The 15997-nt window shown below is 42.1% G+C and carries 13 protein-coding genes and 1 pseudogene; 8 read left to right on the forward strand and 6 right to left on the reverse strand.

Features of this window, described 5'->3' with window-relative positions; translation table 11 throughout:
• Positions 1-1890 carry a glycosyltransferase family 2 protein gene (locus tag NYE38_RS01255; RefSeq protein WP_340801455.1) on the forward strand — a complete coding sequence of 630 codons (1890 nt, stop codon included), beginning with the start codon at positions 1-3 and terminating at the stop codon, positions 1888-1890.
• A gap of 68 nt (positions 1891-1958) precedes the next feature.
• On the opposite strand, the pseudogene NYE38_RS01260 reads toward NYE38_RS01255, so the two are convergent.
• A pseudogene (locus tag NYE38_RS01260) lies at positions 1959-2096 on the reverse strand (glycerophosphodiester phosphodiesterase family protein); the annotation flags it as partial.
• Positions 2097-2551: 455 nt separating this feature from the next.
• Between NYE38_RS01260 and NYE38_RS01265 the strand changes: the two are divergent.
• Both NYE38_RS01265 and NYE38_RS01270 read left to right on the forward strand, forming a co-directional pair.
• On the forward strand, positions 2552-3754 hold the full coding sequence (locus NYE38_RS01265; RefSeq protein ID WP_025650166.1) for a hypothetical protein: 1203 nt from the start codon (positions 2552-2554) through the stop codon (positions 3752-3754).
• Between the two features lie 67 nt (positions 3755-3821).
• A complete protein-coding gene (locus tag NYE38_RS01270) occupies positions 3822-4070 on the forward strand; it encodes a DUF2651 family protein (RefSeq protein ID WP_014720665.1) in 249 nt (82 codons plus the stop codon).
• A gap of 181 nt (positions 4071-4251) precedes the next feature.
• Here NYE38_RS01270 and NYE38_RS01275 read toward each other — a convergent pair whose 3' ends face one another.
• Positions 4252-5139 carry a glycerophosphodiester phosphodiesterase gene (locus NYE38_RS01275; RefSeq protein ID WP_017419318.1) on the reverse strand — a complete coding sequence of 296 codons (888 nt, stop codon included), beginning with the start codon at positions 5137-5139 and terminating at the stop codon, positions 4252-4254.
• Positions 5140-5236: 97 nt separating this feature from the next.
• Positions 5237-6571: a glycerol-3-phosphate transporter gene (gene glpT, locus NYE38_RS01280; protein WP_063636927.1), complete on the reverse strand. Its 1335-nt coding sequence runs from the start codon at positions 6569-6571 to the stop codon at positions 5237-5239.
• Positions 6572-6905: 334 nt separating this feature from the next.
• Here glpT and NYE38_RS01285 point away from each other — a divergent pair, with 334 nt between their 5' ends.
• Positions 6906-7148: a DUF2651 family protein gene (locus tag NYE38_RS01285; protein WP_007408994.1), complete on the forward strand. Its 243-nt coding sequence runs from the start codon at positions 6906-6908 to the stop codon at positions 7146-7148.
• A gap of 55 nt (positions 7149-7203) precedes the next feature.
• Here the strand turns inward: NYE38_RS01285 and hpaB are convergent, their stop codons facing one another.
• From hpaB to NYE38_RS01300, 3 genes are all read right to left on the reverse strand, one after another.
• Positions 7204-8649, reverse strand: a complete 1446-nt coding sequence (gene hpaB, locus NYE38_RS01290) for a 4-hydroxyphenylacetate 3-monooxygenase, oxygenase component (protein ID WP_025650168.1) — start codon at positions 8647-8649, stop codon at positions 7204-7206.
• A gap of 149 nt (positions 8650-8798) precedes the next feature.
• The gene (locus tag NYE38_RS01295) at positions 8799-9686 is read right to left on the reverse strand and encodes a hypothetical protein (protein WP_063636925.1); all 888 of its coding nucleotides are present in this window, start codon (positions 9684-9686) and stop codon (positions 8799-8801) included.
• Between the two features lie 71 nt (positions 9687-9757).
• Entirely contained in the window at positions 9758-11965 is a 2208-nt protein-coding gene (locus NYE38_RS01300) for a glycoside hydrolase domain-containing protein (protein WP_065180911.1), read from the reverse strand.
• Positions 11966-12329: 364 nt separating this feature from the next.
• On the opposite strand from NYE38_RS01300, the gene NYE38_RS01305 reads away from it, so the two are divergent.
• From NYE38_RS01305 to purT, 4 genes are all read left to right on the forward strand, one after another.
• Positions 12330-12773, forward strand: a complete 444-nt coding sequence (locus NYE38_RS01305; RefSeq protein WP_014304257.1) for a hypothetical protein — start codon at positions 12330-12332, stop codon at positions 12771-12773.
• A 262-nt stretch (positions 12774-13035) separates the two neighbouring features.
• Positions 13036-13506, forward strand: coding sequence for a helix-turn-helix domain-containing protein (locus NYE38_RS01310; protein ID WP_003156718.1), 471 nt, complete (start codon positions 13036-13038; stop codon positions 13504-13506).
• Between the two features lie 72 nt (positions 13507-13578).
• Entirely contained in the window at positions 13579-14649 is a 1071-nt protein-coding gene (locus NYE38_RS01315; RefSeq protein ID WP_065180912.1) for an iron-containing alcohol dehydrogenase family protein, read from the forward strand.
• Positions 14650-14730: 81 nt separating this feature from the next.
• The gene (gene purT / locus NYE38_RS01320; protein WP_017419324.1) at positions 14731-15885 is read left to right on the forward strand and encodes a phosphoribosylglycinamide formyltransferase 2; all 1155 of its coding nucleotides are present in this window, start codon (positions 14731-14733) and stop codon (positions 15883-15885) included.
• The last annotated feature ends 112 nt before the right edge of the window (positions 15886-15997 follow it).

Raw genomic sequence — 15997 nt, forward strand, 5'->3', positions numbered from 1 at the left:
ATGATATTTACTGTAGCTATTCCGGTTTATAATGATCAAAACACAATTAGAGATTGTCTCGATAGCGTAGTGAACCAAACAGTTGGAGAGGACAAACTTGAAATTATCTGTGTAAATGATGGTTCAACTGATAAAAGCGGTAATATTTTAGATGAATACATGAGCAAGTACAAGTTTATTAAAGTAATTCATCAGCAGAATAGCGGCGCACCTGGCAGACCGAGGAACAAAGCTATAGAAGCAGCAACAGGTGATTATATTTATTTTCTAGACGGAGATGATTATTTAGGACCTGAAGCTTTAGAAAAGATGGAAGAAAAAATAGTTCAGTATCAAAGTGATATAATTATCGGCCGTTATGAAGGAATTAATAGAGGTGTTCCTGTGGCTGTATTTAAAAAGAATCCAGATTGTTTTTCCTTCCCTGGTTCCAATGCTCTTTTTACTATGAGTGCTCAAAAGCTATTTAAACGGGAGTTATTAATTAAACATAATATTCGTTTTCCGGAACACTTCTCTCTAGGAGAAGATCAACCGTTTATGATTCAAGCGTATGCATATTCAAATTCCATAGCCCTTGTTAAAGATTACCCGTGTTATTATTTGACCAATCATCAAACAATAGGAAGGGTTCAACTTACTAAGAAACCATTATCAGGTAAAAGTTTTATGTTCAGAATCATAGAAACATTGGCATCTATTGAATTACTGAACCTTGAAACAGATAAAAAACGGCTGATTTTCTTTCATTACTGGGAAAGGATTATGGAAGTGGAGTTAAGCGCTCTGATTTCAAAGTCTTTTCTAATTGAAGATAAAATCTATATTTTTAATACATTAAAGAAAATGCTTGACAAGTACCAATACTTAGATTACTACCAGCAGTTTTCTTCCCGCCATAAAATCTTATTACGTTTAATTGAGAAAGGACAATTGGAGGATTTAATTGCTTTCTGGTACGCTGAAAAACAACCTGGTAACATGGTAGTACAACATGGGAAGGTCTATCCAAAACCAGAATTAGCATACAATTTGGCCTTGCATGAGTCCATTTCCTTTCATCGTAATAATAAATTTGAAGGAGAAATAACAAAAATAGAGAAATTAGAGAATGCCGTTTTGTTAGAGGGTTTTTGTTATCATTCACATGTTGACTCCTCAAATGAGCGTTTATTTATCGAAGTCTCTTTGAGAGAACAAAAAGATAAAACAATTTCATTTCCAGCTTATAGAAGCCTTTTTGAAAAAAAATATCCTTTTGAAATAGATACGCAAATTATAAAAAAAGAAAAAGTTACTTATTTTTATGCATATATTTCTATAGAATCTTTACTCCATTTAAATAGCGAAGATGGTATATTAGATTTAAGATTAATTAGTAAGATAGAAGATTATACGAAATCATTGAGATTAAAATCGAAAGAAAGCGTTTATTTAAAAAATGCTTCTTATATTGCAAAAGGATGTAAAGAACCTATCGTTATAAACTCGTATCTAACTAAATGGGGTAATCTTTCTCTTGTTGTTAAACATCAAATGTTACATTTTAAAAACTTTGTGTTAACCTGCAGCGGTTCTAGGATTAAAGGACATTTTGATTGTGAAACAGATTTAAGTTTTGGAGAACAAAATTCTTTCCAGGTGAATTTTGGAAGGTTTCTTGTGTTTAAACCTGATGTGGTACTTAAAGATTCTACCCGAAAAAAAATGTCATATGATTTTAGTTTTGAAGTAACTAAGCAGGAGTTAAAACAAATTAAGCTAAAAAAGAATGCAGAAGTGATTATTGGTCATTTGCAACAAAGTGTTCCTGTTATTTATAAGGGCAAATCTATTAAAGCAAAAGTTAAGAATATACTAAGACCGTTATTTAAAGGGAGAAATATTTAAAATTAATATTATAAAACTGCACGCGATATACGTGCAGTTTTTGTTTTGAAATCTTTAGATTCGTAAACCTATTGATCCCTATTAGATTTAACAAAATTAAATATATCCGAATAGTTGGTAAACACACCGGTTACGCCCCAATTCAGCAGACGGCGCATGTCCGCTTCGCTGTTTACGGTGTAAGAATGAAGCAGAAGGCCGTGGCTGTCAGGAGACAAAAGGTTTCCTTTTCCCACCGCCGATACAGGCGTGACGATGAGTGACAATAAACCGAATGAAAGCAATACTAAAGCAAACAACTTATGTTTCCGCATGTTTTCTTCCGCCTTATCAATAACTGTCTTCCGTATTAAACAATGAATGTAAAAGATATGTTGGGCAACTATTAATCTTTTATGTGTTTCTTTCTTCTCCGTAACTTCATCCGTTTTCCTGTACTCCAAGTCAAAGTTTTAGAGACAAAACAAATAATTAACCACAGAGAAAATATAGTACGCAAGTCGTGTTTGAAATAATTGTATAATAAATTAAAATATGGAAAAATGAACAAATAGTTGATGGTAATAAGTATGAAAAAGCGAAAATTTTTTGTAACATTCTGCATCGTCACTCCCTAAGTTTATTTAGGGAGTCATTATTATTTTAAGGAGTGAGATTATATTTGAACAAAATTAAGTGGTTAATTATAATTGCGGTCATAGTATTAATAGGTATATTTATATGTATCGGAACTTTTAAATATACTAATACAGTTTCTGATGTTAAACAAACTGAAACAGAAAAAGAAAAGAATTTCTTGAATGATAAAATTGCAGCTATATATTATTCAGCTACAATAGATTACCCTAAAGATGGGAGTTATACTGTATATATTGATGAAAAAGGAAAAGCAACAGCTGTAAAAGGAGATGCTATTGAAGTTGGAACCATTGCACAAGATGAAAAAAACATAGTTAGACAGGACAAAAAAGAAGTTTATATGATAGGCGGTAACTTTAAAAAATTCCCGATGCAACATCAAGTACATACAAGTTATGGGCAATCATCAGGCCATTTAATAAAAGAAAATATCTTTTATTTTTTGAATAATCAAGGAGTCGGTGAAAACCATTATAATAGTTTAATCAGATGGGGTAACGGCAGTGGATTTCATGAAAAGATTATTCCGGGTTTCTACACAAGTACCGGTAATGACGGTGAATATATTTACGTGATAAATGAAGATTCTTCAACCAAAACACCGACTTTTCAGGGTATTAAAATAGATAAAGATAAAGTTACAGTAGGGAAAGGAACAACAATTCCTATATTAAATGAAGAAAATTGGAGTGTTTATTCACAGATAATAGTTAAAAAAAGCTCAGCCTTTTTTATACTATATAACCAAACGGATAAATCAAACAAAGTACAATTCAAAGTAGCAGAAATTGATTTAAAACATAATAAGTACAAAGGGGCTTTTCCTTTAGGCAGCTATAATATCCCTGAGGAAATTTCTCAACTGGCAATTCCTCTTTCCACTAATAACTTTTTTGTGAAAAATGACACTTTATATCATTTGGCAGCTAATTCAATACTTTATACTTTCGATCTGAAAAGTATGAAGCCGGGAAAAAAAATCCCGTTAAATAGGTCGACAAAATTTGAAAACCAAGCAAAATTCACTTATTTTGACGAGTCTAAAATTTTCTTGTTAGAAATAAGCAAGGGCGGGAAATATGTGATTAATTCTTACTCTTATAAAAACGGAAAAAAATTAAAATCTACTCCTATCAGAGGACTTGAAAAAATTATTAACAATGCCCATGTTTCTGAATATGACTTTTTTATGATTAAGAAAAACAAAGAAATATGGAGTGATTAGATATAAATGGCTAGACAGCTGAGTGAGTATACTTAAGGGGAAATTAAATTCACAAAGGAGAATAATAATGGATGAGCTAGATCTTGCTTTTGGTATTTTACCACTTTCTATTATCGTCTTATCGATTATATTCACTTATATTTTCAAAAAAGTGTATATAATGCCGCTTGTCAGTATAGTTGTTTCTGTCATACTAATGTTTACTGTTTTTAATCTATCCTTCTGGGGATGGGTGGTTGTCTATGGTTTAGTATCACTTGTATTATCGTCTATTACAAATAGTATAAGAAAGAAAATAGATAATAGAAATAAATAATTATATCCTTTTGTTTAAAAAGGTATCACAAGTAATTCATCATTACAGTGATACCTTTTTACAATTAAGGTGAGTCTCAGCCTTTTAATAATATGCTCCGCCCGCTACATAACCCATGATGCGTTTGCATTATCGGGCAAAAAAACACGGGTTCGGCATCATCTCCGAACCCATGCTGGCTTTATGATTTGTATTCTTTTTTAACCTTTTGAAATATATCCGCATAGTTGGTAAACACACCGGTTACGCCCCAATTCAGCAGACGGCGCATGTCCGCCTCGCTGTTTACGGTGTAAGGATGAAGCAGAAGGCCGTGGCTGCGAATGTTTCGGACACTTTGAGCGTTCAGCGCTTTGTAATCCGGTCCGATTCCGACGGCATATGTTTTAATGTCCGTTAAATCTGCGTCAGTCATTGACGTCATCTGTTCCGCTTCAAGCAATTGGACGGCGGGAAGTTTCGGATCGAGCTGTTTGATTTTCAGAAGGCTGTCCCTGCTGAAAGACTGAATGATAACTTGTCCAAGTTTCGCATGCTTACCTGCCAATTTGTATTTTTTCAGTGAAGCGATCAGTTTTTCTTCCATACCCGGATATGTTTCGGGCGCCTTTGTTTCAATATAATAGTTTGCATGTCTGCCGAACCGTTTTAACACATCATCAAGTGTGGGAACGCGAAGTCCGGCGTATTGCGGTTTTGCTTTTTCCGGATAGGCCTTATTGAACCAAGAGCCGGCGTCGAGCTTTTGAATCTCGGCTAATGTATGATCCTTCACCCAGCCTTGTCCGTTTGTGGTGCGGTCCAATTTTTCATCATGCATGACGATCAGCTTGCCGTCTTTTGTCATTTGTAAATCCAACTCAATATAGTCAGCCTTCATTTTTTGCGCAGTTTCATAAGAAAGGATCGTGTGCTCCGGGACATACCCCGAAGCACCGCGATGGGCAATGGTCAAAATTCTGTCAGGAGACAAGAGGTTTCCTTTTCCCGCTGCTGATACAGGCGTGACGATGAATGACAATAAACCGAATGAAAGCAATACCAAAGCAAACAACTTATGTTTCCGCATGTTTTCTTCCCCCTTAAAAAAATCAATATCTGTCTCTAGCGTAGAAGATAGTTGTAAATCCTGTACTGCAAAAATATTAATCTTTTATGTTGTTTTCTTACGCATGCTCCGCCCGCTTGCCCGTATTCCACGTCATAGCCAAGAAGACGATGGACAGCACGCATGAGGAGATAAGCATGATAAATCCGCCGTTCCAGTCAAAGCGGTCTACGACATAACCCATGATGGCGTTGGCGAAAGCAGAGCCTCCGATGTAGCCGAAAAACCCGGTTAAGCCGGCTGCCGTTCCCGCCGCTTTTTTAGGCGCAAGGTCAATGGCCTGAAGCCCGATCAGCATGACAGGTCCATAGATTAAGAAGCCGATGCTGATCAGCGCGATATTATCGATGAGCGGATGACCGGCAGGGTTAAGCCAGTAGACCAATACAGCGATAAATACGCCGGCCATGAACAGTACGCCTGCCGGCGCGCGGCGGCTTTTGAAAAACCGGTCGCTGATCCAGCCGCACAAAATCGTTCCCGGGATTCCCGCATATTCATAAAGGAAATAAGACCATCTGGAATCTTCAGGAGAGAATCCTTTCGCTTCCGTCAAATAAGTCGGCGCCCAGTCAACGACACCGTACCGTACGAAGTAAACAAAGACATTGGCAAATGCGATATACCACAGAAATTTATTATTCAGCACGTATTTGAAAAGAATTTCTTTGGTCGTCATCTCTTTTTCCTGGTCTTTGAACGCATGTTTCGGATAGTCATTCCGGTATTCTTCAATCGGCGGAAGCCCGCAGGATTGCGGCGTGTCCCGAACGAGAAGAACAATCACAAATGAAATGACGATGGCGATAATCGCCGGAAAGAAAAACACGCTTTTCCAAGTAACAAACATGGCGATGCCGAGAGTCACGAGCGGGGCGAGAATACCTCCGCCTATGTTATGGGCGACATTCCATATCGACATTTTCGTGCCGCGTTCACTGATGGAAAACCAATGAGCCATCGTTCGTCCGCAAGGCGGCCAGCCCATTCCTTGAAACCATCCGTTAATAAACATAAAAATGAACATAATCGTCACGCTTGACGTGACCCATGGCATGGAAACAAATAAAATGTTTACGACACCTGACAAAAACAGACCTGTCGCAAGGAAATACCTCGGGTTGCAGCGGTCAGACACCATCCCCATAATAAATTTACTGAAGCCGTAAGCGATTGATACGGCCGCAAGCACCAAGCCGAGTTCCCCTTTTGAAAACCCTTGTTCCTGAAAATAAGGAATAGCGAAGGCAAAGTTTTTGCGAAGCAAATAATACCCGGCATACCCGATGAAAATCCCCAAAAATACTTGCAGCCTGAGCCGTTTATAGGCCGCATCCGTCTTTGAATCATCCAATCTCTCAATATGCGGAGCCGGCTTGAACAATTGAAACATCATATCCTCCCCTTTGCTGAACGTCTATCATGATGTATGTATGACTCCTTTCCTTGAAAATGACAAAAAGAACCAGAAATCACCCTTGTGAAAGGGCGGGGTTTCCTGGTTCTCCTCATCTCCATCCAAAAATCATTAACTTGTGTATGATAGCGCTTTCTTAAATTATCACAGTCTGACGTGAATGTAAACGCTTTAAGGAAAGTTTTCATTTTTTTGAATAAATAACCGGAGGGAATATCAGCCGGAGCGCGAAAGATTTGAAGTACTCGATTTTGTACTCAGGCATAAGATGTGTTAGGCCGAACTAAGAAAAGCGAAGGGAGTGCATCTGTTGATTGATGAATTGGATTTTGCGTTCGGTGTTCTGCCGCTTTGTATCATCATCTTGTCAGTCGCCGGAACGTATTTGTTTAAAAACGCGTTCATTATGCCGGCTGCCGCTTTAGCCGTTTGCCTTATATGCACATTTACCGTATTGAATTTCTCGTTTATCGGGTGGGCCGTTGTGTATACGCTTGTCTCTTTCGCGTTATCGCATATTACGATGGTGGTGATCAGCCAAAATAAAAAATAGGATCGGCGCCAGCCGATCCAGCTATCATAAGCAGAGATGCGCTCTCTGCTTTGTTTTATTTATGAATGTGCAGGAATTCCTTGATGACCGCGGTCTGTTCTTCTTTCGGATAGCTTCTGTACAGATGGCTGGTTAAGCGGACGGGGTCACCGAAGAAGTACCGCTCATATTGTGTCTGTCTTGTTCCGAAGGGGCTCATGGTCAAATCCCATGCGAGGCGGAACACTTTTACCCGGTCCTCAGCGTTCAATTCGGCCGCCTGCAAATATTGGTCAAGGTCTCCTCTGATGTCCGATTTGAACGATTTTTCAGTCGGCAAAGTTACCATTCCGCTTGCTCCGATCAGCTGAATGATTTCCGTGAAGCGCGGGTAAATGTCGGGAAAAATCGCGCTGACCACACGAAGCGGAGTGACACTCGGACGCATATAACCCCATTCATCTGTTTCCGCATCATTCTCCGATTTTTCCAAAAGGGCTTTCATCGTTTCCAGACCGGTGATGATTTCAGCCATCTTAGCCTGAATATGCTGATATTCGCCCACATCTATCGCTTCGACAAGCGTTTGGGCGAGACCCAGGAGAAACTCCGTCTTTACAATTTGTCTCGTGATAACTTGATGAAATGCGAAGGCGTTAAAAGAACTTTTCATATTAAAATCAAAAGCCGCCTCGTAATTATTATAAAAAAATACGCGTTCCCAAGGGACCAAAACGTGATCAAATACAACGATAGAATCCATTTCTTCATATCTTGAGCTGAGCGGATAATCAAACGCTGATTTTCCGAGTACGAAAGATTCCCTGCAGATGAATTTTACTCCCTTTGTATTGGAAGGGATTGAAAAAGCGAACGCTTCATCCGATTCAAAATACATTTTAGGCAGAGAAACCACGAGCACTTCATCCGTCAGGCCGCCTTGTGTGGCTAAAATCCGGGCGCCGTGTATGATGAGGCCTTTTTCATTTTTATCGACGACTTTTGCCGAGATAGGTGTCGGCGATACGTTTACACCCATTTGTGAACGATTCACCTGAGGGGTGATAAACGTGTGCGTAAAAGAAAGATCCTGAGCAGCAGCGCGTTCGTACAGCGCTTGAACATGTTCCGGAAAACAATGCTCGCGGTCTTTCAAAAGCGCGGCGGAGGAGGCGAAGCTCATCAGCACGGTATTCATATAATCCGGGCTTCGTCCCATCATTCCGTGCGTGTGTCTGGCCCAATGTTCGAACATGTTTCTTCTTCTTTTTACGTCTTCTTTCGTTTTCGGCTGCAGGTATGAAAGCCCGGCCCGTTCTTTTTTACCGGGAAGACTGTAAGTCATTTGATCTTTCATGTCCGGTTTCGTTTGCAAATCATAAAGAGAGCGCTTCGTTTCCAGAAGGCCCTTAAATGCGGGATGTTCAGAAATCTGTCCCTCGATCTTTTCACCATCGAGCCAAATCTCATTTCCAAGCTGATTTAATCGGTCAATGAACATTTTGCCATTAATGATACCCATCATGTCGCCCTTCTTTCTTTGCAGATCCACTACCTCATTATATTGAAAACGAAATTGGGTGTTCCGGTTATTTCCAAAGAGGAAGAGCCTTTTTTGATAAGGGGGGTGAAAGGATTGCATAATAAAAAACCCCTTAAGCAGAGGGGTTTTTAACTGATCATGTCTTTGTATCGTTGTTCGAGGACAAAGTCTATCATTCCGGTGATACGGGTGTTTTCAGCGTTCTTTGTAAAGTGAGGAATGGAGTGCAAAGGCCCTTTTTGGTACAGTTTCAGCAGTTTTATTAGATATATTAAGCCCCTGGCGAATAAAAAAAGCAGGAGATACGGAAGTAGGCGGGGAACATGAACATAGCTGACTTGACCTGAGAAAAGTGCAGTCAGAAACATAGCAATAACGCTTCCGATAAAAATCCATTTCATAAAATCAAATAATGAGGAGTCAGGTTTGGAAAACTGATTTTTCAGCTTGAATAACTTCTCAGTATCTTGTTCTTCAAGACATTTCATCAGTTCTTCATCATTTTTACAAGAGCTAATCTGCTTCATGCTTTCGTCGAGTGTATCATCACTTTGTTTACCGCCCGCTAAAGAAGCCAGTGTACGATATTTCTTTTCCAGATTTGTATTTATCATATTTATAACCCGGAAGGAGTAAGTGTTTCTTCTTAAGCGGCTGTCAGGTAACCGGTCTTTCTTTTCGCGCGAAAAAAACATATAAAACGCGACAATACATCCGATTGTAAACAGTGAAAACACTGCCGGCAACAGATCAGATAAAATGGGAACAGGTATGAGTGTTTTGACTTGAATAAACAAGAATGAAGTGAAGATCAACGCTATCACTATACAGCAAAAAGCAATCTTCATGAGCATTTGAAAAGGAAGAGCCGGAGCAGAGTAATAGTACTTTAAAAGACTGAGCGTATGTACATCCTGTTCAGCTAAAAAGTCCATCATTTCTTGTTCATTCTTACATTTTAACAATCTTTGTGCGGTTTGCTTTGCTGTGTTAAATGCGGATTGATTTTCATTCAATGAGTGAAACCTCCAAAAAAATAATAGGAATAAAACTGCATGAATAAGATATTCATGCAGTTTTTCTTTGATTAGTAGAGATCAGTCATATAAGCGTAAAGGGCTAGTAAAACTGCGGCGAATTCAGTTACCGCTTCTACTGTTTTATTCTCGGTCGGTTTTTCAACAGTAAGGATCTTAGAGGAGAAATAGAAAGCAGACACCCCTGCAACAATAACGAGGCCTGAAGGGAGAAGATCCCAGTCCTTCGCTAATTCACTTTCTGCAGCTGAAACCGGTACACCTTTATACGTTTTAATTCTAAACGTAAACATGGTCGTAAGTCCAGTTGTGGACCCATCGGCAACTGGAATGTCAGGTGTATAGATTTTAATTGAAACATCTAATGATTGAGCAGATGGGGTCACTGCCATTTCCAGATAACCGTTTCTTACAGATAGGCTCAGATTGTCTAATAAATTTTGATAAGAACGGATGTCTGAAGCCGTAAGTATTGTTTGTGTATCTCCCAGTAAACCAGTAACATAAGCCCCGGGCTTTCCATTCGTTATTGTCATTGTATTAGCAGACCCCTCACTTGGGATCGTATACAGAATTGAAGTAGACAATAAGATATCTAAAGTTGGAGAGGCTAAAATGGTTTCGGTTGTACCGAATTCGAACATCATATTGGCCAGACCAGATGAATTTTCCAATGCTGGAATTGTTGACAGAATATTGGTTAATGTGTTTAGTCTTGCATCATACACAGGATCAGAAGGCGGATGGACGCTGCTTGCACCCGAGTCTTTTCCGGAGTATCCGTCTTTGTCAATGGCGACTTTTCCCGCTCCGCTTCCGATCGTTCCTTCATAAAATTGATCAAAAGCCCAGTTTTTCGGCATCGGGTATCCGAGGTTGCCGCTGAATCCGGTCGACATGTTAGCCGTAAAGCTATATTTGGTCAGACCTGCTTCTGACGTCCGGATACAAATGTTTCTCGGTCCGTATACCCCGATTTCATATTTCGGCGCAGTTGAGAACGCCTGCATTTTCATAAAGGCTGACTTGATTTCTTGAAAGTAAGGGATGATTTTATCCGTGACTTCATAATCATACGCATCAAAATCGACGGCAAAGTAAATGGTCGTTCCTGACGGAAAACCTAATCTTCGGGCGGCTGATGCAGCGCTGTACGCATCTCTCGTTCCTTGGTCTTTTACAAAATAAGAAGATTCATAGCCGCCGTCCTGATAAATCGGAAACACGCTTAAGCCGGCATTGAAAATCGCGGAAAGTTCTTTTGACGTTAACGCTTTCGATGTCAGTCCGCTGCTAGTCCGCACATTCCCGGTCAGATATCTTCCCACGATCTTATAGCCATTCTCACGCAAAGTTTTAGCCGTATCTGCCGTCAAAATGGCAGCGGTGTCACAAGCTGAAGCAGCCCGCGTTGTGTCGCCTGAGCTTGATAATAAAGCTTTAATCGTCGGCATGTCCGCATAACCTGTCTGCGGCAGGCACATAAATTCTTGGAAAGCTTTCACTGCCGATACAACTCCGACGCCGTATTTTCCGTCGAATTCACCGGGGTCAAATGATTTCCCATTACAGTAAAGCGCGTATTGAACAATCAAAACAAAGCCTGTCCGTGAATCGCCGGGAGTCAAGGTAGGACATAAGCTGGTCGTTCCGTTCCCGAAAAATCCATTGGCGACGCTTGTGCTCATGCCTTCTTCTTTTTGCAGAGCATAGATGAGAGCCTTGTTTGTATCGCGAGCATATAAGCCGTCACAAGGCATCAAGCCGATGTAGTCATTGTAATCCCGGTTCAGGTTCTGCTGGATTTGGCGGATTCTTTTGTCGCCTCCCGCTACTAACCGAAAAGCGCTCATATCCAGCAAAGCCTTCATAATGAGTGCCGTGACGATGCCGTCTTGCTTAGTAAGTCCGGCCGCTTTTTGAAACTCTTTTACAGCGCTTTCGGTATTTTCATAGAAAACGCCAGAAAATCCGCCCGGGTTAAATCCTTTACACCACAGCGCCCCCTGCAGAATGTAATTCATGTTTGTCGGCTTAGAATCGGGAGCCTGCTTTTTCAGCGGTTTAAACAATCTTTGTGTCGTCGGTCCGAAGTTATCGGCGGGTTCTGAAATACCGAGCTCAATTTGAAGCGCCCGTGTCAGACCGTAAATGGTATCCCAGCCTGTTTTTCCGTTTTCCGGCACCTTGTTGTACCCGTGTCTGCCTTTGTACGTCTCATTCAGCCATTGTTGTGTTTCCAGGACCATTTCGTCCATTGCAATCCCTCCATTACGTGTAGTGTGCGTTCATTCATAGGTGGCAAACGTATGACAGTTTGTCATGGGCGCAGGAGTTTGTCCGAGGACAGCCCCATCATACAAACGCCGATAGAGAGGCATTGATAGGTAAAGATCTCTCTATGACAATTGATACAAAAACAGCAAAATGGATAGCGCTTTAAAGTAACTTTATCACTTAATCAAAAATAACAAGAATCATAAGTAGTAGTCATATAGTCATTTTCAGGGCTGTTTTCATCTCTTCCTGCAGTCAAAATGGTTAGTTGGACGGATTTATGATTAGCTATATTGTCATTAACATAAATAGGGTAAATAGTTACAGGAAGGAAGGGTTTTCTCGATGAAAAGCAAAAAGATTTTTAAGTCGCTCATCATTATTTTTACTCTTTTAATCAGCGGAATTGGTTTTATGGGTTTTTCTTCTCCGCAAAAAGCAGAGGCTAAAGATTGGCTTCATACTTATAAAAGCGGGTATTTCACTAACTATGTGATCAATACCTATCACCCTAAATTCACTAAGACGACAAAAAAGTACAGCTTGAGAGCCGTGACTTTTAAATCCAACAGTAAAGGGAAGGGCACGTATAAAATATACGTCCAAAAGCAAGTCAACGGCAAAGGTGCCTGGAAAACAATCAAAACCGCCAATGCAAAGAAAAATGGAACGACTTATTTTGAAACACCTTTGTTAAAAAAAGGAGATTCATACAGATTTAAAATGGTCAATCAAGGTTCGAAAAAACGTGTCAATTATAGTGCGAGTTGGATTGTATTCGCTTCATAATTTTGATTTTCAGCTTATAATGTTTTAGCTGCCGCAGCTGCGGCAGCTTTTTATTTTTTCCGGAGCTCAACCGCCAGGGAGCCCGCACCTGTCTCTTCGGGCGTACGTTTGTATTCACCGCATCATTCTGGATTATGCGGAAAGGTACATCGCTTCAATGATAAGCCAATCCCGGGTCCTTTTGATTTGTTTGAAAATGTTCTGATATAAAAAAGGCGTGCCGCGGTGTAAAATGGCTATATTGATAAATATGGAGGTTGAGATGGATCAAGATTATATGACTGAGCTTGTCTCAGTCCAGCTGAAGAAAATCCGGTCGGAGAGAGGCTACACACAGGAGAAAATGGCGGATGTGATCGGCCTTTCTAAAAAGTCGCTGGTGCAGATTGAGAAAGGGCGGGCGCTTGCGGAATGGCCGCACGTTGTGGCGGTTTGCGCGCTTTTCAGATCAAGTGAAACACTGCAATCCGTATTAGGAGATGATCCGCTGGAGGTCATTGAAACGGTTGCTCACCGCACAATTGACAGGCCGAAGGGGAAGACGATGGGCGGCAAGGTGTGGTGGAAAGCCATCGAGAAAAAAGGCGAGTTCCGCTTGCAGCAGCATTTGATTTCCCACCATTACCGCATCCTTGATTCCTATGATGATCTGTGGTTCAGCAGTTTTGAAAAGGCAGAGGCTTTGGAGCGGCTTGATGAGCTGTTCTTGGAGGCGGAAGAAGCGAAGCGCTGACGCACCTCCGGTTGATGTATTTTCTGACAAGTGGGAAAATATATATAAATTCCAGCCAAAGGAGAGATTCGAATGAAGCCTGAAGATATCGTCCGAAGCGGCCCGAATCAGTACATATGCAAGGAAGGAATCGCAAAAGAGCTTCCGGGGCTGCTGGAGACATTCAGAAAACCCGTTATTGTGACCGGAATCAAATCCTATCAGGCGTTCTCCGATTACGGCGGCGGTTCTTCCTGGGATGTGATTCAGCATAAAGGATACTGTTCACCTGAGGCGGTGCGTAAGGTCTGTGAGCAGGCGGAAGATGCGGATGTGATCATCGGTATCGGAGGCGGCACGATTTTGGATTTGGCAAAAGCGGCGGCAGACCGGCTTGATATAGAGGCTGTGATGGTTCCTTCCATTGCGGGGACGTGTGCGGCAAGTACGCCGTTAAGTGTCATGTATGATGAGAGCGGCAATTTTATCAGAGTGGATTATCATAAGCGTTCAAGCTATTTGACGCTTGTTGATCCGCTGTTTTTGCTTTCCTCTCCCATTGAATATATGAAAAGCGGGATCGGTGATACGCTGGCGAAATGGTATGAGGCCGAGGCGGTCATCAGAAATACGGAGGAGGCGCCGCCGCTGATGGCGCAGGCGGGGCTGAGACAGGCGGAATATATCCGTCATCTGTTATTGCGTTACAGTGAAGCCGCCGTCGTAAGCATGGAGAAAGGCGAGCTGTCCGTGCCGTTCATCCATACGGCGGAAACGATCATTATGCTTGCGGGAACGGTCGGCGGGTATGGCGGCCGTTTGTGCAGGATGGCAGGGGCGCATGCGGTCCACAACGGCCTCAGTTTTCTTCAGGAGACACATCAGGTGCTGCACGGCCAGAAGGTTGCTTACGGCATATTGGTGCAGCTCGCGCTTGAGAATCGGAGACATGAGATTGAAGAGCTGCTTCCGTTTTACCGCCGGCTCGGTTTCCCCGTCAGCCTCTGTGATCTCGGCATTCTTGACAACCATGAGGAAGCAAAGCGCCGCATCGCTTCTCACGCCTGCCGGGCGGAAGAATCGCTATGCTTAATGGGGCAATATTGCGAGAAGGACGTGTCAGCGGCGATTGAATCGCTCGAATCAGCACAAAAGACAGGATAGAGCTTGTAATCTGTCTTGTCTTTATTTTTTGAATATTTCCGTTATAATGAGTGGGGTATAGAAAGGGAGGGGCCAAAGGACATGTATCAGGCGAAGAAGATGTTGTTATTAGGATCAGGCGAGCTGGGGAAAGAAGTCGTCATTGAAGCGCAGCGGCTCGGGGTTGTCACTATAGCCGTTGACAGCTATGAGCATGCTCCCGCCATGCAGGCCGCGCACAAAAGCTATGTGATTGATATGCTTGATAAAGCGCAGGTCAGAGAAGTCATTGAGAAAGAAAAACCGGACTTGATCGTGCCGGAAGTGGAAGCCATTGCGACGGATGAGCTGCTGAAGCTTGAGGAAGAAGGGTTTCACGTCATTCCGAATGCGCGTGCGGCAAAGCTGACGATGGACCGTGAAGGCATCAGACGGCTTGCGGCAGAGACGCTTCATCTTCCGACTGCCGGCTATGAATTCGCGAATACATATGAAGAATTTAAAGAAGCGGCAGAAACAATCGGCTTTCCGTGCGTGGTAAAGCCGCTGATGAGCTCTTCCGGAAAAGGGCAAAGCGTGTGCCGCTCGGCTTCCGGGCTGAAAAGCTGCTGGGACATGGCAATGGAAGGCGGCCGGGTGAAAAACGGCCGGGTCATCGTTGAGGAATTCATTCCATTTGAGTCAGAAATCACTCTTCTGACAGTGCGCGCGGCGAACGGTACGTCCTTTTGCGCGCCGATCGGACATGAACAAAAAGACGGTGACTATATTGAATCATGGCAGCCTCATCATATGACGGAACAGCAGATTGAAGAGGCGAAACACATTGCGAAAAGCATAACGGATGAGCTCGGCGGATACGGTTTGTTCGGGGTGGAGCTTTTCCTTACTGAAGATAAAGTATATTTCAGCGAGGTGTCTCCCCGTCCGCATGATACGGGGCTCGTTACGCTTGTGACGCAAAATTTGTCAGAGTTTGCGCTGCATGTCCGCGCGATATTGGGATTCCCGATTCCGGAAATCACTCAGCTGTCGCCGGGGGCAAGCCGTCCGCTGAAGGCGCCAAAAGAGCTTGCTGATTATGCGGTTGAAGGTTTGGAGAAAGCTTTGGCGGTAAAAAGCACTCAGGTCCGCGTATTCGGTAAACCCGTCACGAAAGTCGGACGCCGTATGGCGGTTGCGCTTTCTGCAGCCGAGACCGTTGAAGAGGCCAGAGAAAGAGCGGCCGAAGCACTCAGTCATTTATCAATTACATAAAATGATCTTAAAAGGCGTTTTTACCGTAATGGTAAGGCGCCTTTTTTGTTTGGACAGACTATATACTGGAAAACGGGGTTGTGAGATAATGTATGAGGCCGTTTTGTGCCGG

It is taken from the genome of Bacillus sp. EU63, from assembly GCF_038592915.1.
Classification (GTDB): Bacteria; Bacillota; Bacilli; order Bacillales; family Bacillaceae; genus Bacillus; species Bacillus velezensis.